This window comes from Testudinibacter aquarius (assembly GCF_004342725.1).
Taxonomy (GTDB): Bacteria; Pseudomonadota; Gammaproteobacteria; order Enterobacterales; family Pasteurellaceae; genus Chelonobacter; species Chelonobacter aquarius.
Genome location: NZ_SMCP01000003.1, coordinates 144,839 through 162,539 on the forward strand (window position 1 = coordinate 144,839; position 17,701 = coordinate 162,539).

19 protein-coding genes are annotated in these 17,701 nt (G+C 43.5%); 5 read left to right on the forward strand and 14 right to left on the reverse strand.

What is annotated here, in order from left to right:
• Nucleotides 1-99: 99 nt before the first annotated feature.
• The 6 genes from rpsL to fkpA form a co-directional block, all read right to left on the reverse strand.
• Complete coding sequence (rpsL, locus tag EDC16_RS04170) at nucleotides 100-474, reverse strand: 30S ribosomal protein S12 (protein WP_132965717.1); 375 nt, start codon at nucleotides 472-474, stop codon at nucleotides 100-102.
• A 195-nt stretch (nucleotides 475-669) separates the two neighbouring features.
• Complete coding sequence (locus EDC16_RS04175; protein ID WP_132965719.1) at nucleotides 670-960, reverse strand: DsrH/TusB family sulfur relay protein; 291 nt, start codon at nucleotides 958-960, stop codon at nucleotides 670-672.
• An 8-nt stretch (nucleotides 961-968) separates the two neighbouring features.
• The gene (gene tusC, locus EDC16_RS04180; protein ID WP_132965721.1) at nucleotides 969-1,328 is read right to left on the reverse strand and encodes a sulfurtransferase complex subunit TusC; all 360 of its coding nucleotides are present in this window, start codon (nucleotides 1,326-1,328) and stop codon (nucleotides 969-971) included.
• Nucleotides 1,325-1,705 carry a sulfurtransferase complex subunit TusD gene (gene tusD / locus EDC16_RS04185; protein ID WP_132965723.1) on the reverse strand — a complete coding sequence of 127 codons (381 nt, stop codon included), beginning with the start codon at nucleotides 1,703-1,705 and terminating at the stop codon, nucleotides 1,325-1,327. The genes tusC and tusD overlap by 4 nt, the downstream gene beginning before the upstream one ends.
• Entirely contained in the window at nucleotides 1,706-2,380 is a 675-nt protein-coding gene (locus tag EDC16_RS04190; protein WP_132965725.1) for a helix-turn-helix transcriptional regulator, read from the reverse strand. It abuts the gene before it with no gap.
• An 82-nt stretch (nucleotides 2,381-2,462) separates the two neighbouring features.
• Nucleotides 2,463-3,215 carry an FKBP-type peptidyl-prolyl cis-trans isomerase gene (gene fkpA, locus EDC16_RS04195; protein ID WP_132965727.1) on the reverse strand — a complete coding sequence of 251 codons (753 nt, stop codon included), beginning with the start codon at nucleotides 3,213-3,215 and terminating at the stop codon, nucleotides 2,463-2,465.
• 119 nt (nucleotides 3,216-3,334) lie between these two features.
• On the opposite strand from fkpA, the gene EDC16_RS04200 reads away from it, so the two are divergent.
• On the forward strand, nucleotides 3,335-3,556 hold the full coding sequence (locus EDC16_RS04200) for a SlyX family protein (RefSeq protein WP_132965730.1): 222 nt from the start codon (nucleotides 3,335-3,337) through the stop codon (nucleotides 3,554-3,556).
• A 34-nt stretch (nucleotides 3,557-3,590) separates the two neighbouring features.
• Here EDC16_RS04200 and fabR read toward each other — a convergent pair whose 3' ends face one another.
• Nucleotides 3,591-4,217 (reverse strand): HTH-type transcriptional repressor FabR, encoded by a 627-nt coding sequence (gene fabR / locus EDC16_RS04205; RefSeq protein ID WP_132965732.1) that lies wholly within the window; start codon nucleotides 4,215-4,217, stop codon nucleotides 3,591-3,593.
• A 23-nt stretch (nucleotides 4,218-4,240) separates the two neighbouring features.
• The gene (gene oxyR / locus EDC16_RS04210) at nucleotides 4,241-5,137 is read right to left on the reverse strand and encodes a DNA-binding transcriptional regulator OxyR (protein ID WP_132965734.1); all 897 of its coding nucleotides are present in this window, start codon (nucleotides 5,135-5,137) and stop codon (nucleotides 4,241-4,243) included.
• A 225-nt stretch (nucleotides 5,138-5,362) separates the two neighbouring features.
• Between oxyR and hemC the strand changes: the two genes are divergently transcribed.
• From hemC to EDC16_RS04230, 4 genes are read left to right on the forward strand one after another with little or no spacing between them, the layout of a single operon-like run.
• Nucleotides 5,363-6,292: a hydroxymethylbilane synthase gene (hemC, locus tag EDC16_RS04215; RefSeq protein ID WP_132965736.1), complete on the forward strand. Its 930-nt coding sequence runs from the start codon at nucleotides 5,363-5,365 to the stop codon at nucleotides 6,290-6,292.
• 13 nt (nucleotides 6,293-6,305) lie between these two features.
• Entirely contained in the window at nucleotides 6,306-7,061 is a 756-nt protein-coding gene (locus EDC16_RS04220) for a uroporphyrinogen-III synthase (protein ID WP_132965738.1), read from the forward strand.
• Nucleotides 7,062-7,105: 44 nt separating this feature from the next.
• A complete protein-coding gene (locus EDC16_RS04225) occupies nucleotides 7,106-8,707 on the forward strand; it encodes a uroporphyrinogen-III C-methyltransferase (RefSeq protein ID WP_132965740.1) in 1,602 nt (533 codons plus the stop codon).
• 15 nt (nucleotides 8,708-8,722) lie between these two features.
• Complete coding sequence (locus tag EDC16_RS04230; RefSeq protein WP_132965742.1) at nucleotides 8,723-9,961, forward strand: heme biosynthesis HemY N-terminal domain-containing protein; 1,239 nt, start codon at nucleotides 8,723-8,725, stop codon at nucleotides 9,959-9,961.
• A 45-nt stretch (nucleotides 9,962-10,006) separates the two neighbouring features.
• Here EDC16_RS04230 and cfa read toward each other — a convergent pair whose 3' ends face one another.
• The 6 genes from cfa to EDC16_RS04260 form a co-directional block, all read right to left on the reverse strand.
• Nucleotides 10,007-11,179: a cyclopropane fatty acyl phospholipid synthase gene (gene cfa, locus EDC16_RS04235; RefSeq protein ID WP_132965744.1), complete on the reverse strand. Its 1,173-nt coding sequence runs from the start codon at nucleotides 11,177-11,179 to the stop codon at nucleotides 10,007-10,009.
• A gap of 159 nt (nucleotides 11,180-11,338) precedes the next feature.
• Nucleotides 11,339-12,670, reverse strand: coding sequence for an HslU--HslV peptidase ATPase subunit (gene hslU / locus EDC16_RS04240; protein WP_132965745.1), 1,332 nt, complete (start codon nucleotides 12,668-12,670; stop codon nucleotides 11,339-11,341).
• Nucleotides 12,671-12,703: 33 nt separating this feature from the next.
• Nucleotides 12,704-13,228 carry an ATP-dependent protease subunit HslV gene (gene hslV, locus EDC16_RS04245; RefSeq protein ID WP_132965747.1) on the reverse strand — a complete coding sequence of 175 codons (525 nt, stop codon included), beginning with the start codon at nucleotides 13,226-13,228 and terminating at the stop codon, nucleotides 12,704-12,706.
• A gap of 79 nt (nucleotides 13,229-13,307) precedes the next feature.
• The gene (locus tag EDC16_RS04250; RefSeq protein WP_132965749.1) at nucleotides 13,308-14,483 is read right to left on the reverse strand and encodes a XylR family transcriptional regulator; all 1,176 of its coding nucleotides are present in this window, start codon (nucleotides 14,481-14,483) and stop codon (nucleotides 13,308-13,310) included.
• A gap of 115 nt (nucleotides 14,484-14,598) precedes the next feature.
• Nucleotides 14,599-15,846: an MFS transporter gene (locus EDC16_RS04255; RefSeq protein WP_132965751.1), complete on the reverse strand. Its 1,248-nt coding sequence runs from the start codon at nucleotides 15,844-15,846 to the stop codon at nucleotides 14,599-14,601.
• A gap of 13 nt (nucleotides 15,847-15,859) precedes the next feature.
• Nucleotides 15,860-17,506 carry a glycoside hydrolase family 43 protein gene (locus EDC16_RS04260; protein WP_132965753.1) on the reverse strand — a complete coding sequence of 549 codons (1,647 nt, stop codon included), beginning with the start codon at nucleotides 17,504-17,506 and terminating at the stop codon, nucleotides 15,860-15,862.
• Between the last annotated feature and the right edge of the window lie 195 nt (nucleotides 17,507-17,701).

Consider the following 17,701-nt stretch of genomic DNA (forward strand, 5'->3'; position numbering starts at 1 on the left):
CGTTGTTTTTCTTCAGGTTACCCAAAACTCTATGACTGGAGTTATGGTTAATATTATGCTTAAAAATATGAACGTTTGGCCTTACTTAACGGAGTTCCATTAAGATTTAGGACGCTTAACGCCGTATTTTGAACGCGCTTGTTTACGATCTTTAACGCCTGCACAGTCTAATGCGCCACGTACGGTGTGATAACGCACACCCGGCAAGTCTTTAACACGACCGCCGCGAATCAATACCACGGAGTGCTCTTGCAAGTTGTGACCTTCGCCGCCGATATAAGAGGTGACTTCATAGCCGTTAGTTAAACGAATACGACATACTTTACGTAATGCGGAATTCGGTTTTTTAGGTGTAGTAGTGTACACGCGAGTACACACGCCACGTTTCTGCGGACATGCTTCCAAAGCAGGAACGTTGCTTTTTACAACCTTCTTGACGCGCGGTTTGCGTACCAGCTGGTTGATAGTTGCCATTAAAAAAGCTCCAGTTTATTAATATTATTCATAAAAGAATGTAAAAGATAAATCCACCCAATAATAGAGTGGACGCCGAATTTTAGACGTTGAAAGGGTGAATGTCAAGGATTAGCGCACAATGGCACTGATTATTTTCTGCTCAGCGTACAAGAAGATTGTTTCAGACCGCACTTTAATCTTCGCGTGGTGGCTTCAACGAGTAAATTGTGGGGTGTAACGCTCAGTCAGCACTACCCAATCGGACAAATTCAGCGCTTTGACGCTCAAATTTGGTGCTAACTGCGTGAGGCAAAGATTACGTGCCTCCAAATCCTGCTGTAATACATACAAATCCGCTTTGCAATCCGCTAAAACTGACGCATGTTTAAACAATGCCCACACACCGTCTTGCCAAAAAAGTAAGGCATCATTACAGCTTGCTGATTGAGCATATTGTTCGAATAAGTGCAAATCGTAACTTGCATGGGCGAAAGTATACAGCATTATTTTCTCTAAAAAGTCAGCACTTTTTCAGCAGTGGCAAGCTTTTGCATTAGTTTATTAAGTGGCAGTCGCTGAGTCTGAATTAAGCCGTTCCGGTTATTCATGCCAAAACTGTGCCAAGCCTCTTCAGCAGCATAGCGTTGTTCAATGTCATACAGATCCAACAGCTTAAATGCTGCTGAGCTGTCTTTTTGCATTAACAAGTGCGGTTGCAGCGCTGAACTGAGATTCAACACCCCATCTTCAATAAAAAACACGCCGATATCCTCTGCTTCCGCAAAGGCAGTTGCTGCCAATAGGGCATCTAATCCTTCTCTGCTGGCGGCAGAAGCAAATGGCGATTGAGTAAACACAAATGCCAATTTCATACTGTCACCAGCCTGTCAGCGACTAAGACTGCACGGCTGAAATCGCCTAAACCGGCAATTTCAAATCTCTCTGCCAAATTATTTTGTATGCCATCAACCGCACTTTGCGGCGCCACAATACCACGCCGTTGTGCGGCCGCCACGCATAAGTTTAACCGCACTTGATGTTGCTGCGCCAAGGTTTGCCACGCTTGCAGCAGATTTGGTTCGTCATTTGCCGGATAAGTGAAGGCGTTGCCATGATAAACCCCGTCACCATAAAAGAAAACCTGTTCAAGTTGATGCCCAGCAGTGATCAAAGCCTGCGCCAACTGCAATGCCAACGCGGATCCTTGTCCTCCATACAGCGGCTGGGTTACTTGTAATACGTAGCGCATTTACACTTCCGGGCTGTCATCTTGCTTAATTTGCCGGATATACAGGTAGACTGTATGGCGTGAGATGTCTAATCGTTCGGCAACTTGGTGAATCGCATCTTTAATATCGAAAATACCTTTCTCAAACAGCGAAGTCACAATTTGTTTATTTTTGCTGTTATTGGCAACACTGCCATCGGCATTGATCTCTTCAATCGTGCGCTCCACAGTCTGTGACACCAAATCTTCCACGGAATTGGCAAAATTGACTGCCGCCGATAATTCCGGCTGGGTACCGGTTGGAATCAGCGCATGAATCACTTGCGACAGCGGTGCATCCAGATTCATGTTGATACACAACAAGCCGATAATGCGTTTTTCCCGATTACGGATCGCAATGGTCACCGACTTCATTAATAGGTTGCCTTTTGCCTTGGTAAAATAGGGCTTAGACACATTATCGGTCTGCATATGATGCAACGAACTCAGTGCCAAATCTGTAATCGGTGAGCCGACTTTACGGTTAGTATTATGACCATTTGCAATATAAATCGCCGAACGCTGCAAATCTTCCAACGAGTGCAGCACGATTTCACAGTGTTCGCCAATCAATGCCGCCACACCGTCAACCACCGCAAGGTAGGATTGCAAAATAGCGTGATCTTGTTCAGTAAAAGGTCGAGTATCCTGTACCATAAATTTATCGGTAATCAATTAAGTAAAAACTGAAAATAAAAGCAGGACTACCGCACTTTACCGTAGTTCTGTCGAGAGTTTATTATTTTTTGCCTGCTGCGTTGGCTTTTTTAACATCAAGTAATTCAATGTTAAAAATCAAAGTCGAATTAGGCGGGATATTGCCGGTAGCATGTTCGCCATAACCCAGTTCCGGTGGAATAACCAGTTCAATTTTGCCACCTTTGTTAATTAACGGAATACCTTCAATCCAGCCCGGAATCAATTGATTTAATTGAAATTCAATCGGCTCACCACGCTTATAAGAACTATCAAACTCTTCCCCATTGATCAGCTTGCCTTGATAATGCACTTTCACCGTATCCGTTGGTTCTACTTTACTGTCGCCTGCCGCAGTTCCGGCAGCTTCAATGCGGTATAACAAACCGGATTTTGTGCTTTGAACACCATCTTTTTTGGCATATTCTTTACGGAATTCAGCGCCTTTGTCAGCATTGTCTTTTGCATCCTGTGCTTCTTGTTTTGCCACTACCGCTGCCAATTCCTGATCCAACTGACGCAATTGTTGCTCTAGCTGCTTGTCATCCAATTTGCTTTTGCCGTCTAATGTTTGATTCAGACCTTCAATAATTTTCGCTTGATCATACACGATAAAATCTTTTTGTGTTTCAACCACTTGTTGGATATTTTTCCCCATTAAAACACCCAGTGCATAGGAAGAGTCCTCAACAAATTTAGGATTCTTTAAGTTGTCACCCTCTGCCGCCAAAGCCGAAGCGGATACCGTACTTGCCACGAACAGCGCGACGATCGATAATTTTTTCTTGATTGACATTTGTTTGTTACCCCTTAATTGGTTTGCTGTGGTTTAGGTAAATCATCTTATACTATATATTTGATGCCGAATAGGTTAAAGTGTATTTTTTATATATGGGTCTTTTTTACGAAATCAATATGCCATCACTCAACGAATTACAACAACAGCTCGCCGAATTAGAGGTGAAAATCACCTTTCAGGAAGGCACAATCGAAGATTTGAACCAAGCCATAATTGAACAGCAATTTCTTATTGACAAATTGCAACACCAATTACGACTGATAGCACACAAACTCAGTGATTTGCAGCCGTCTAATATTGCATCACAGTCAGAAGAGACACCACCACCACATTACTGACAATGCCACACATCAACTATTGTCAACATTGCACTTAAAGTGCGGTCTGCTGCGTTTTTTCCTCCACAATTTTCAAGGCGCCTTTGGCAATCATGCGCAACTGTAAAATCAGACGCTGCTTTAAGGCATCACGTTCTTTGTGATTCATATCCAACGCATGCGATCCAGCAGTAAACACAATGGTGACCATGCCTTCGGCTTGAACATAAGCAAGGTAGCGCGAATCTTTTTCTTGCACCGCAATATATTCGGTCAATTCTGCCACAAAATGCTGAATTTCACGCGCCGCAGCGGTACGAAACTCTTGTGAAGTACCTGAACTTTCGCGCAATAATAAGCGGAACATATTCGGTCGCTCACTAATAAATTCAAAAAAGGTTTCCACCGAAATCACCAATACACTGCCACCACGCTCAATCCGCTTGCGTGCTTGGCGCATCAGTTGGCGCAAAATCAAACCGGCTTCATCAACCATGGTCAATCCCAGCTCGTCCATATCACGAAAATGACGATAAAACGAAGTCGGTGCAATGCCAGCTTCGCGTGCCACTTCACGCAGACTGAGTGTTGAAAAGCTTTTTTCGGCACTCAGCTGGTTAAACGCTGCGTCAATCAAAGCACGACGTGTTTTCTCTTTTTGTTGGGCTCGCACTCCTGCCATCGCATTTTTCCACTGTTTTAAGCTTAAGTTAGAATCGGCGTCACTACCGCCTGAATCATTTTCGCAATCCGTTCATAACGCGCCCGCAGCGGTGAGCCCGGACGGTAAACTAAGATAACACTACGATATGGCGCAGGGTCATTAAAAGGAATATATTCCACGCCTTGGCGGTTCCCCTCGTTGATAATCGCCAATTTAGGCATCAAGGTAACACCGGTATTGGCTGCCACCATATTGCGCAGAGTCTCCAAACTGGTGGCTTTAAAATGTCCATTCTCATGTGCGCCGGCGGTAAAACAGTAATCCATAGTCTGCTCGCGCAGGCAGTGCCCATCGTCTAACATTAGAATTTCATGATCTTTCAGCACACTCAGCGGCAATGACCGCTCTTTTGCCCATTGATGTTTTGGCGAGACCGCTAACATCATCTCTTCTTTAAACATCGGCACTTCAATAAACCCGGCAGTTTCGGGCACCTGCACCAAAATAGCACAATCCAATTGCCCCATTTCCAGCTTTTCCAATAAGCTTTGGGTTTGTGCCTCATACAAATACAACTCCAGTTCAGGGAAATCCTGTTCTAACACCGGCAGCATACAAGGTAATAAATACGGACCTAAAGTCGGAATCACCCCGATGTGCAACGGTCCGCTCATCTCTTTGCCCTGATTACTTGCCATCTCCTTGAAAATTTGCACCTCAAGTAAAATTTTTCGAGCTTGCTCAACCAATAGCATACCGGATTGGGTAAACAATACTTTACGGCTGGTGCGTTCTAACAGCAAAATACCTAGCTCGTCTTCCAGTTTACGGATTTGTCCGCTAAGCGTCGGTTGGCTGACATGGCAGGCATCCGCCGCTTTACGAAAATGCTTATATTCCGATAATGCAACCAAATATTCCAAGTCTCGAATATTCACAACAAACCCCTATAAGTGATAATCAATAAATATTGATGGATAACATAGAGGAAAACGATTAAAAAATCAAAAATTAATCTGTTGAAAAAATCATAATTTTCTGTTTTTTAGCATAAATTTACGCTTTATCATGCTGAAATCGATCAGAATCACGGCTTCTTCGCTGACAACGAAGCGCAACAATGATAGGATGATGGCATTCTTATCCGCTTTGCAAAATCAACTATGAAGAAATCTATCAAAATTGCAACACGACAAAGTCCGCTGGCTTTATGGCAAGCCCATTTTATTCAATCCCGTTTACAACAGCTGTATCCAGAGCTGCGCATTGAATTGATTCCGATGGTGACCAAAGGCGATATTATTTTGGATACCCCATTGGCGAAAATCGGCGGTAAAGGATTGTTTGTAAAGGAATTAGAGACAGCTTTATTAGAAAACCGTGCCGATATAGCGGTGCATTCCATGAAAGATGTGCCGATGGAATTTCCGCAGGGCTTAGGCTTAAGTGTGATTTGCGAACGTGAAGATCCGCGCGATGCGTTCGTTTCCAACCGCTATACCGCACTTGACGATTTGCCGCAAAGTGCGGTTGTCGGCACCTCCAGTCTACGTCGTCAAGCCCAACTAAAAGCTCTGCGCCCGGATCTGCAAATCCATTCGTTACGCGGCAATGTCGGAACACGCTTGAATAAATTGGATAACGGTGATTATGATGCCATTATTCTTGCCGCCTCCGGTTTAAAACGTTTAGGACTGAGCGAACGTATTCGCTCGATCATTCCGGAAAGCCAATCGCTGCCTGCCGCCGGACAAGGCGCGCTCGGTATTGAAACCCGTATTGACGATCATGAAATCAATCAGCTGCTGCAACCGTTGCAACACCTAGAAACCACCAGTTGCGTCACCGCCGAACGCGCCATGAACCGCCATCTGCAAGGTGGCTGTCAAGTGCCGATTGCCGGTTACGCCACGTTGCAAAACGGGCAACTACATTTAAAAGCCTTAGTTGCCGAGCCTGACGGCTCATTGATTTTGCGTGCGGAAGGCAGCGCTAGCGCCATTCAAGCCGAACAACTGGGGATCTCTGTCGGCGAACAGTTGCTGGCACAAGGCGCAGATCGAATCTTACAAGCCATTTACCACCAAGCATAACACGGAGTTTAACATGGCTGTTTTAATCACCCGGCCACAGCCCAATGGCGAACCCCTGTGCAAGTTGCTCAACCAGCAGGGATTTGCCACTTTATATACTCCGTTATTCAATATCGAGAAAGGACGCGAACTCAACCAATTGCCGACTAAGCTGCAAAACTTGCCAAGCGGCTCGTTAGTTTTTGCCGTCTCCAAGAATGCTATCAGTTATGCTAATCAAGTGTTGCACAACGTCGGGTCACACTGGCGTTCCGACCTGCATTATTTCAGTGTCGGCAGACGCAGTGCTGAATATTTCACTGCGTTGAGCGAACAGCCGGTGCTCTACCCCTACCCAAATGAGACCAGCGAAGGCTTACTCCGTTTACCACAAATGCAGGATTTGAATGGCAAAAAAATTCTGGTGCTACGCGGCAACGGCGGACGCGAACTGTTTCGCCGACAAGCCGAAACACGTGGTGGCAACGTTGAGATTATCGAATGTTATCAGCGAATTGCCAAAGAATATGATAATATTGAACAAATCAGCGTGTGGAAACGGGCGGGAATCAACACGATAGTGGTGACCAGCAATGAAATTTTACGTTATTTAGTGGAATTTGTGCCCAAAAATGACCATAATTGGTTAATGCAGTGTCATTTAATCAGCATCAGCCGACGTATTACCCAATTAGCCAAAGCCTATGGTTGGTTACAAATCACCCAAACTGCTCGTGCTGATAACGCATCAATATTAGAAACGCTACTACTTTTAAAAAACAGCCATTAAAAAACAACTGAATGAGCAAAGATTGAACTAGCGAGGTAGAACAAATGAGTGAGAAAAATATCAAAGCTCCCGGTAATCCAGAGCCACAAACCGAGCAAAATAGTGCCAGCGACAGCAAGACACAAGTGGCTGAAAGTGCTAAAAGCGCCGCCTCATCTGCCTCTAAAAGTGGCGAGCAAGCTTCGGTAGCGAAAGCATCTACAGCTCAAGACTCCCCGCCGAAAGCCAGTGCTGCCGATAAAAAAACAAACGCAACAGATTCAACCACAACAACATCAGTTGAAAAACCGATAGCGGAAAAACCAATGAGCAACCCAAAACAGAGCGAAGCCAAAAGCCAACACACCACTTCAGCAACTACAACCAAAAAATCCGGCGGTACAGGATTTTCCCTGTTGGCGATCTTAATCGCATTAGGCATCGGCGGTGCCGGCTATTATTGGGGTAACCAGCAACTTGATACCTTACGCAATCAGGTGACCGCACTTTCCGCTCAATTGCAGCAACTGCAATCCCAACCGGTGGCTACTGCTTCCTCGTCCACACCTGAACCTGCGTTGTCTGAACTGAATGCAACCATAAACGCACAGCTCAATGCGTTACAAAATCAGCAGGAAAGTGTGCAGCAACAGACACAAAGCGATATCAAGCAATTAATTAGCGATCTGAATTTACAAAAAGCAGAAAACAATGAACTTCGCAACCAACTGAATAAATTAACATTTGACAGTAAAGCCGAGCCGAATGATTGGCTGATGTCGGAAGCCGATTTCTTATTGACCAATGCCCAGCGCAAACTGGTGCTGGACAACGATATTGATACTGTGGTTTCACTCTTACAAGAAGCCAACCAAACCTTACAAAAAGTTTCCGGTTCGCAAGCTGTTGCGGTCAGAACCGCAATCAGCCATGATCTCAACCAATTACAAAACCTAAATGAAGTCGATCAAGACTTAATCATGTCACAGCTAAGCCTATTGGTTTCGCAAGTCGATAATCTTAAAGTGCTGGCGCTCAATCCAAATCGAGGCAACAGCAGTGAAGTCAGTGATTCAATTAATGATTGGCAAAGTAACTTAGAAAAAAGCGCCTCTTCTTTCTTGGATCACTTTATCCGTATCAGTAAAAAAGAGGAAGATCGCCCGGAATTATTGGCGCCGAACCAAGACATTTACTTAAGAGAGAATATCCGCTTAAGCTTGCTGACCGCACTTTCAGCAGTGCCTCGTCAACAAAATGAAGTCTATAAACAATCTCTCAATTCGGTTGCCACTTGGCTACGCAGCTACTTTGATACCGATGATTTTTCGGTGCAACAATTCCTACAACAAGTTGACCAACTGAAAGAGCAGTCGATCTATATTGATGCACCGCAGCAACTCAACTCATGGCAAGCCATCGGCACCCTGCTAAACCGTGATCACCGCACTTTGGAACGAATTTCAAACGATGCTGCTGCAACATCTAACCGCACCAATGCTGACGCTATAAGTGGTGGCATCGGCAACACCGCTGAAAAACCTGTGGTAACCGAAACGGCAAAACCGACGACAACACCAACCACTGCTCCGGAGGCTCAAACAGCACCGGCAGCCGATGCAGCCACTGACGCCGGCAAAGATCCTGCTGCCGAATCTGCACAATAATAGGAGCTTGCCGTTATGTTTAAAATACTGTTTTTAATGCTGATTTTACTTGCTGGATTGATTGCCGGGCCGTATTTATCCGGCAAACAGGGTTATGTGCTAATTTCGACCTCAAGCCACAATATTGAAATGACAATTCCGACCTTAGTCATCTTCTTTGTATTGGCGCTTGCAGCCGTCTATACCGTTGAAACTGTTATCTCCCGTTTTTGCCGCTTGAACAAAAGCACCTACGGCTGGTTCTCGCGACGTAAACGCCTGAAAGCGGAAAAACAAACCCTCGCGGGTTTGATCAAAATGGATGAGGGTGACTACGCCAAAGCGGAAAAATTGATCGGCAAAAATGCGAAACACGCCAGCGAACCTGTGCTCAATTTCATTAAAGCAGCGGAAGCGGCACAGCAAAAAGGTGATGAATTCAGCGCCAATAAATATTTGATTGAAGCCACCAAACTTGCCGGCAACGATAATCTTGTGGTTGAGTTGGCACGCACCCGAATTCTGTTGCAACAAGGTAAGCTGTCTGCGGCGCGCAGTTCGATTGACAGTTTATTACTGATCGCCCCCTATAATCCGGAAGTATTACGTCTCGCCGCCGATATTTACCTGCAATCCAAAGCCTATACCTCATTAGACGAATTGTTCGGTCGGGTGGAAAACAAACTGAATTACAGTCCTGAAAAACTGTTGCAGCTGCGCCATCAAATCGAGGACGGCTTGCAAGATGAGAAATTGAATGAAGACGGGGTGGATGGGCTGCTTGCCTGGTGGGAAGCGCAGCCACGCAAACGCCACAATGATATTTATGCCAAAATCGGTATGGTCAAACGTTTGATCGCTGCCAATGATCATGACTCCGCCTATGAAATCGCACTGGAAACCATTAAGAAAGTAGATAAAAAAGTGGATCGCTTAGCACTGTTACAACAACTACCGCACTTACAGCTGGAAAATGACAGTAAACTAATTAAAATCCTAGAAAAACAGCTGCGTAACGAAAACGACAGTGAACTCAAGGTCGCCTACAATCGTGCCTTGGGTTATTTGGATGTTCGTTTAGGTGAATTTGAATCCGCCAAAACTTACCTGAATAATGTGCTGTCCGAACCGCACTTGGTTAAATCCAGTGACTTTACGATGGCAGCTTATACTTATGAACAACTGGGTGACAGCATCGAAGCACAACGTATTCGAGAAAAAGGCCTCCAGCAATTGATTCGAACCAAGCAGTCTCTGCTAGTACCACAAAACTAATCCGGTTCAGCCCCGTTTTAATGGACGGGGCTAGTTTTTACCACATCAGCAGTAGCGTTTGATCCCCCCTTCCACTCCATTTAGACTGAATAACACTTGCCATAGTTGAATATCTCTAGCACGAAAAGCGCCGGCACAGCAATTCAGGTAGTAAGTAAACATTCGCTTGAAGCGCTCATCATACTTTCGATCAGCCGCCAGTGATGGCCATGCCCGGCAGAAATTCGCATACCATGACATTAATGTTTTGTCATAATCGCTACCGAAATTATGCCAATCCTCCATGAGCAAATGCCCTTCTGCGGCTTGTGCTATCTGTCGTGCCGAAGGCAGATTGCCATTCGGGAAAATATATTTATGAACCCAACCGTCAACTTTATTCGACGTGATATTCGAACCGATCGTATGTAACAGAAAAATACCATCCTCTTTTAATGCACGGGCAGCCACCTTAAAATATTCCGCATGATTTTTAGGCCCGACGTGTTCAAACATTCCCACCGAGACCACCCTATCATACTGTTGTCGTATATCCCGATAATCCTGCAATAAAATCTCCACATCCAGTCCTTGACAACGCTGTTGTGCGAGAATTTGCTGCTGCTTTGAAATCGTTATACCGGTCACTTTAGTCCCATAGTGTTCCGCGGCATATTTTGCCAAACCGCCCCAACCACAACCGATATCTAACAAAGTCATTCCGGCTTTTAAACCTAATTTGTCGCAAATCATGCGTAATTTTGCTACTTGAGCCTGCTCTAAATCCACGGCATTCGCCCAATACCCGCAGGAATATTGCATATTACTGTCTAACATCTGCTCAAAAAGCTCATTACCTAAATCATAATGTTCACGCCCTACAATCCAAGCACGCCGACGTGATTGCATATTCGTGCTGCGCATCAAAAGTGCGTAAATCAAATCCGGAATATTGGCTGGTAATATGCGATCAGCATGGTTGCGCAATAATTGATAAAAAAACTGATCAAGTCGCTTACAATGCCACCATCCGTCCATATAGCTTTCTCCCAGTCCAAGTGAACCAAATTGAATTACTCGAGCATACGTCTTAGAATTCTCGATCTGAATATCATATGGCCGGGAGCCGTTCACTGTAATCCCAGCATGTTCTAAAATACGGTTAACAATCTGTTTACTGCGATCATGAGGTTTCATTTTCACTTCCTTATCAGTTGGCTGGCTTAAAAGAGACCTCATGCTATAACTTAAACAACATTTATTAATACGCTTTAGTATCAAATAAATCACCCAAGAATATGCTTTTATTCAAGCAAAAATAGAGAAGCGCAAAGTAACGTATAAAAAAACGGTTTGTTATAACTAACAAACCGTTTCGGTCAGTTCATTTCAAGATGATTAAAGAATAAAGCGACTTAAATCCTCGTCTTCCACAATGTCGCTAAGTGCGGTGCTGACATAGTTGGCATCAATGCTGACACTTTGACCGGACATTTCACTGGCATCAAATGAGATCTTGTCCATTAGACGCTCCAACACCGTATGCAAGCGGCGCGCACCGATATTTTCGGTTTTTTCGTTGACACGGAAAGCCGCTTCAGCGATTTTTGCCACCGCATCATCGGTAAATTCAACGTTCACCCCTTCAGTCGCCATCAAGGCTTTGTATTGCTGGGTCAATGACGCATTGGGCTCCGTCAAAATCCGCTCGAAATCCTTGCTGCTCAAGGCACTCAGCTCGACCCGAATCGGTAAACGTCCTTGCAATTCAGGGATCAGATCCGACGGGCGTGCCACTTGGAATGCCCCGGAGGCGATAAACAAAATATGGTCGGTTTTCACCATACCATGTTTGGTATTGATTGTGCTGCCTTCGACTAACGGCAGCAGATCGCGCTGCACTCCTTCGCGCGACACATCCGGACCGGAGGTTTCGCCACGTTTACAGATTTTATCAATCTCATCGATAAACACGATGCCGTGCTGTTCGGTGGCTTCAATCGCTTTTTGTTTCAACTCTTCCGGATTGACCAATTTTGCGGCTTCATCTTCTATCAACACTTTCAACGCATCTTTAATCTTCATTTTGCGTTTTTTGGTCTGTCCGCTTGACATATTTTGGAACATCGACTGCAATTGATTGGTCATCTCCTCCATCCCCGGCGGCGCCATAATTTCTACGCCGACCGCAGCCGCCGCCACATCAATTTCAATCTCTTTTTCGTCCAACTGCCCTTCACGCAATTTTTTACGGAACACTTGGCGAGTGCCACTCTGTTTATCGGCTTCCTCTTCGGCGCCCCAGCTGTTTTTCGCCGGCGGCAGCAGAATATCCAAAATGCGATCTTCCGCCATCTCTTCCGCACGATAGCGGTTTTTGTCAATTTCCGTTTGACGCACTAGCTTCATCGCTGTGTCGGTCAGATCACGGATAATCGAATCCACTTCCTTGCCGACATAACCAACTTCGGTGAATTTGGTCGCTTCCACTTTGATAAACGGCGCATTTGCCAGTTTTGCCAAACGGCGGGCTATCTCGGTTTTACCGACCCCGGTTGGTCCAATCATCAGAATATTTTTCGGTGTAACTTCATGGCGCAGTGCGTCATTCAACTGCATTCTGCGCCAGCGGTTACGCAATGCAATCGCGACCGCTCTTTTGGCATCGTGTTGCCCGATAATATGTTGATCTAATTCGGATACAATCTCACGTGGTGTCATCTCAGACATAATTTTTCTTCCTATTACTTATTCAGACAACAGTTACTCGGGCAACTGCTCGATAGTTTGATTCAAATTGGTGAATACACAAATATCACCGGCAATTTTCAGTGATTTTTCCACGATTTCGCGTGCCGACAAGTCAGTGTTTTCCAATAACGCCCGTGCCGCCGACATCGCATAGTTGCCGCCGGAGCCGATTGCCAGAATATTGTCTTCCGGCTGCACCACATCGCCGTTCCCGGTGATGATCAGCGATTCGGTTTCATCCGCCACAATCAGCATCGCTTCCAAACGGCGCAAAGCCCTGTCGGTACGCCACTCTTTCGCCAGCTCAACCGCACTTTTCAATAAATGCCCCTGGTGCATTTCCAGTTTGCGTTCAAACAGCTCAAACAGCGTGAACGCATCCGCCGTACCACCTGCAAAACCCGCCAGCACTTTGTTGTGATACAAACGGCGCACCTTTCTCGCATTGCCTTTCATCACCGTATTACCTAAAGAAACCTGCCCGTCGCCACCGACGACAACTTGCCCGTCGCGGCGCACACTTACTATCGTGGTCATAAATAAATTACCTCATTCTGATTGGCTTAATGTCATTTATATGGAGATAAAAAGTGCGGTTTCAAGGTAATCAGCGGCTTTATTTTCGGCTGTACTGTAGTCGGTATTCATTCGGAGTCCGTGAATATTCCTTTTTAAAAACCGAATAAAAATATTGGATGGACGGGTAACCGCATATTTCTGAAATGTCATTAATCGAAATCGAGGTTGATCTCAGCAATTTTCTGGCTCGTTCTACTTTTTCTTGATAAATAATTTGATGGATCGTTTTGCCGATTTCCGTTTTAAAACGGCCCTCTAAATTAGAACGCGACGTTTTGACGTAATCCAGCACTTGTTCCACTTTAATTCCGGAGCAGGCGTGCAAACGGATATAGTGCATGGCTTGCATCACTAATGGGTCATGGATTGAGCGATAATCGGTTGAAGCTCGCTCAGCCACTTTCACCGGCGGAATCAAAATCGGTTGGCTTTTCACTTTTTTACCGGTCAATAGCCGATGTAACAGCTTAGCCGCTTGGTAACCCATTTCTTTCGTGCCTTGCATTACCGATGATAGCGACACCCGTGAAAAATATTGGATTAATTCTTCATTATCAATGCCGATAATACAAATTTGTTCCGGTACGGCAATCTTCAAATGCTCACAGGTTTGCAATAAATGCCGCGCTCTAGCATCAGTCACAGCAATAATTCCCGTGTGTATTGGTAAAGATTGAATCCATTGATTCAGTTGCTGTTGTGAATCCTGCCAATTGTCATGCCGGGTTTCATATCCCAGATACACTTGGCTTTGATATTGATTTTCCTGCATCAGTTTTTCAAACGCATAGCGCCTTTCTTCAGACCAATGACAAGGATTCGCCGTCGGCACACCATAAAAAGCAAAATGGTTTAACCCCTTTCCTTTCAAATGGTTAAATGCTATTTCGATTAATTGTTGATTGTCAGTTGCGACATAAGGAATGTCCGGAGGATAATCTGCACTATTATGATAAGAGCTGCCAACAGCAACCAGCGGAAGATTTAATTCTTGTAATTTATGTGCCAACTGAGGATTATCAAAATCAGCAACCACCCCATCCACCATCGCCAAGTTGATACTCTCGTCATGATGAACAAAATCGTCTGGCAAAAAAATATCCCAGTTACATAACGAAGCCTGTATATACTCACCAATTCCTTCCATGACCTCGCGGTCATAAACTTTATTAGCATTAAACAGCAGCGCGATGCGGTGATATTCGGTAGTCATGGCAAGATCCTTTCAATCAAATCATCAAAAAGTCCAGCAACTATAAAATAAAAAAATGATAAACAAAAGGGTTAGCAATAGAATTGCCAACCCTTAATTAATTGTGTTTTTTTACTTAACGTTTCACTGTTCTAATTGATAGAATACAAATTCCACCTAATAGTGCAAAAGTAAATGAAACAAGGAATATTGCTGAAAAATCAAATTGCTTGATAACAAAGGCTGCAATAATCGGTGCAAATGCTTGAGTTAGTGTATTCCCTAAGTTGTAAACGCCTAAGAAAAATGCCACCTGATTTTTATCTGGAATCACTTTTAAATTAAGCAAATTATCTAAAGAGTTCCAAATTCCCATTCCTAATCCTGCAGTGAAACCGTAGATCCAAATACTCATATCATTTCTTAAGAAGTAAATACTTAAAGCGCCAATTGCAAGCAATATTGTTGATAGGGCAACGGGGTATTTTAGAATTTTATATTTATCTGAAATAGGTCCAGCTAAAAACCCCATTGCAATACCAAAAATAAGCATAATCATATTGACTATTTGGATTGAGGTCTGTGCACCTGATGTATCTTTTCCCATAAAATCGGTCATAATATAAAGAAAATAACCGACAATCGCAAAATTACCAATCCCTTGAAAAATTTTTCCGATCAATGCTAAATAATAATCTCGTCCAATATGCCAAGCAGGAAATATTTTTAAAATACTTCTCAGTGATTCTTTTTCTTTACGTACTGGTTTATTAGAATCTAATTTATTTTTATCCTCTAAGTTGGAAGGTTCTTTAACAATATAAACTGCTAATAAAGTACCGATTAAGGTAATCACACCAAAAATAATAAATCCCAACCGAAATTGCCCTAAAAACATTGCGCCAAAAATACTGAAACCATTATTACCTAGTGCCATCCCCAAACCACCATAAGCACTCGATGCCGTTCCCTTACCTTCCTCCGGTGCAGAATCTAGCCAAGCGACCATTGGTGCAACAATGAAGTTTAAAGCGATTTGTCCCAACATCCAAGCCAGAAGCAAAAAGGCAACTGATTTGGCAGTCGATGCTAGAACCATCGCCAGCATAAAAGCAGCTGCGCCACCGATAATCCAAGGTGTTCTTTGCCCGTATCTCGAATATGTTCTATCCGAGAGATAACCTGCAACCATATTTGAAATCGAGGCAACAATCATTCCACAAGTGGAAAATAATGCAAGAAGTTCGATTTTATTTTCTGCATCAATTTCTTGTAATAATGCAGGTAAGAAAAGGCTGACGGCAACAATATAAGGACCTAGCCAAGAAGCCGGACCGACAATTAACCCTGGCACTAATCGTCTTAACGGTATTGTTTTACTCATAATATATTCTCCATTAGTTATTTTTTATTTTGTAATATTCAAAATCAGCATAAGAATCACGTTGATATGCATCTACAGAACCAATAAAATTGAAAAGCCCCGTAAAACCGCCAATTTCACCCGGCTCACCATTAACACCTTCATCGGATAAATAAGACACGTCTACTTGTTCGATCAATACCATCCAATCACCATCTAATTTGTAAGATAACTTTGCCTTACCTAATTGGTAATCTATTTTTAAACCAGCGATATTATTAGGAATAGATATACGGTGGTGGGGATATTCAATTCGGTTACCTAATTTCGCCTGCAATACGGTTAATATAGTTCCTGATATTTCTTCGGAATAAGTTAAATGAATATACAACCAATTATTAGAATCATAATACAGCCCTGCACCCGCAGTTTCTGAATAATGATCAGGTGAGAATTCTACTTTTGTCTCAATTTGATAATCAAATGAAGTAGCTCTAGTTGCCATAATTGCTGGATTATTTTGTGAAAAAAATGAGTTTTCACCATAAATGCGCAAATATCCAGCCCTCTCGTTTGTGTTGACCCACATGCTTTTCTGTGGACGATAAGGGGTCATAAAACGCAAATCATAAGCACCGTTGAAATGCTCTTCTATATCTTGATTTGGTTTTTGCTTGAGCTCTACCCCCGTAATCCCTTCAAACTCCATTTTGGCTAAAGTTGAACCGTCTGCCATCACTAACCAATCATCCTGTGTCCAAACCATTTTTTGAAGTGCGGTTTCTCTTCCCAAAGGATTCAACAAAGCACCTTGCAACGGTCTTGACATCAAATGTGCCATATACCATTCACCCGATGGCGTCTCAACTAATGAACCATGCCCTGCTTTTTGCATTAATGAATTGGGGTTAAACATCTCAAAATGCCCGGCATCGGGATCACCTAAGGAAAATAAATGTCGGGGCGATGAAGTCAAAATCGGCTCGCCTGACGGGTGGGGTTCATAAGGGCCGAAAATATTTTTAGCACGCCCAATTTCAACGCCGTGCCCATAACCGGTTCCACCTGCCGCAATCACCAAATAGTAATAACCATTGCGTTTATATAGTTGCGGCGCTTCTGCACAACCACGAGTAGTAAATCCATGACAAATACGGTGCCAATCGCCCACAGTTCCTTGTTTTAAATCAACTTCAGCAATCACAATATGCCCTGGCGCTTGATAGCCTTGACGAGTTTCCCACTCTAAAATACTGAGATAAGTCTTGCCATCTTTATCATGGAAAAGAGAAGGATCAAATCCGATTGATGTTAAAAAAATCGGCTCAGACCAAGGACCGTGAATGCTATCAGAATAAATCGCATAGTTATCCGCATTAAACTCTCTTCCTGCCATATTCAACATATGAGAATAAATAATCCAATAACGTTTTGTTTTAGCATCATAAGATAGATGAGGCGCCCAAACTCCTGCTGGAGTATTAGAACCTCTCAAATTTACCTCCTCTTTTTTTAAAGCATAATCAATCAACTCCCAATTCACTAAATCCTTTGATTCAAAAATTTGAATAGGCGGATTCCAATGAAAGGTTGAGGTTGCAATATAATAAGTATCATCTACTCTAATAATTGAGGGATCTGGAGCCATTCCTGGAATAATGGGGTTTTTAAAATAATTCATACTTCACTATCCTTTGATTTATATAAATTTGAACAATAAACAAACAACAACAATACATTAACTATGTATTGCAGTTTGATGACATTATCATTCCCATGCAATTATTAGATTTTTTTATGTGATTATGTTTTTTCTCTTTTGTGATTCCCTTCACAAGAAACTGTCATATTAGTGCTTAATAAAAAAGCCACTAAC

Bases quoted from the DNA above. Each gene is read 5' to 3' on its own strand.
- EDC16_RS04175 (WP_132965719.1), bottom strand. From the start codon at position 960: ATGCTGTATACTTTCGCCCATGCAAGTTACGATTTGCACTTATTCGAA.
- tusD (WP_132965723.1), bottom strand. From the start codon at position 1,705: ATGCGCTACGTATTACAAGTAACCCAGCCGCTGTATGGAGGACAAGGA.
- fkpA (WP_132965727.1), bottom strand. From the start codon at position 3,215: ATGTCAATCAAGAAAAAATTATCGATCGTCGCGCTGTTCGTGGCAAGT.
- hemC (WP_132965736.1), top strand. From the start codon at position 5,363: ATGAAGAAATCTATCAAAATTGCAACACGACAAAGTCCGCTGGCTTTA.
- cfa (WP_132965744.1), bottom strand. From the start codon at position 11,179: ATGAGGTCTCTTTTAAGCCAGCCAACTGATAAGGAAGTGAAAATGAAA.
- EDC16_RS04255 (WP_132965751.1), bottom strand. From the start codon at position 15,846: ATGAGTAAAACAATACCGTTAAGACGATTAGTGCCAGGGTTAATTGTC.
- EDC16_RS04220 (WP_132965738.1), top strand. From the start codon at position 6,306: ATGGCTGTTTTAATCACCCGGCCACAGCCCAATGGCGAACCCCTGTGC.
- EDC16_RS04250 (WP_132965749.1), bottom strand. From the start codon at position 14,483: ATGACTACCGAATATCACCGCATCGCGCTGCTGTTTAATGCTAATAAA.
- EDC16_RS04200 (WP_132965730.1), top strand. From the start codon at position 3,335: ATGCCATCACTCAACGAATTACAACAACAGCTCGCCGAATTAGAGGTG.
- hslU (WP_132965745.1), bottom strand. From the start codon at position 12,670: ATGTCTGAGATGACACCACGTGAGATTGTATCCGAATTAGATCAACAT.
- rpsL (WP_132965717.1), bottom strand. From the start codon at position 474: ATGGCAACTATCAACCAGCTGGTACGCAAACCGCGCGTCAAGAAGGTT.
- EDC16_RS04225 (WP_132965740.1), top strand. From the start codon at position 7,106: ATGAGTGAGAAAAATATCAAAGCTCCCGGTAATCCAGAGCCACAAACC.
- EDC16_RS04260 (WP_132965753.1), bottom strand. From the start codon at position 17,506: ATGAATTATTTTAAAAACCCCATTATTCCAGGAATGGCTCCAGATCCC.
- tusC (WP_132965721.1), bottom strand. From the start codon at position 1,328: ATGAAATTGGCATTTGTGTTTACTCAATCGCCATTTGCTTCTGCCGCC.
- EDC16_RS04190 (WP_132965725.1), bottom strand. From the start codon at position 2,380: ATGGTACAGGATACTCGACCTTTTACTGAACAAGATCACGCTATTTTG.
- EDC16_RS04230 (WP_132965742.1), top strand. From the start codon at position 8,723: ATGTTTAAAATACTGTTTTTAATGCTGATTTTACTTGCTGGATTGATT.
- fabR (WP_132965732.1), bottom strand. From the start codon at position 4,217: ATGGCAGGAGTGCGAGCCCAACAAAAAGAGAAAACACGTCGTGCTTTG.
- hslV (WP_132965747.1), bottom strand. From the start codon at position 13,228: ATGACCACGATAGTAAGTGTGCGCCGCGACGGGCAAGTTGTCGTCGGT.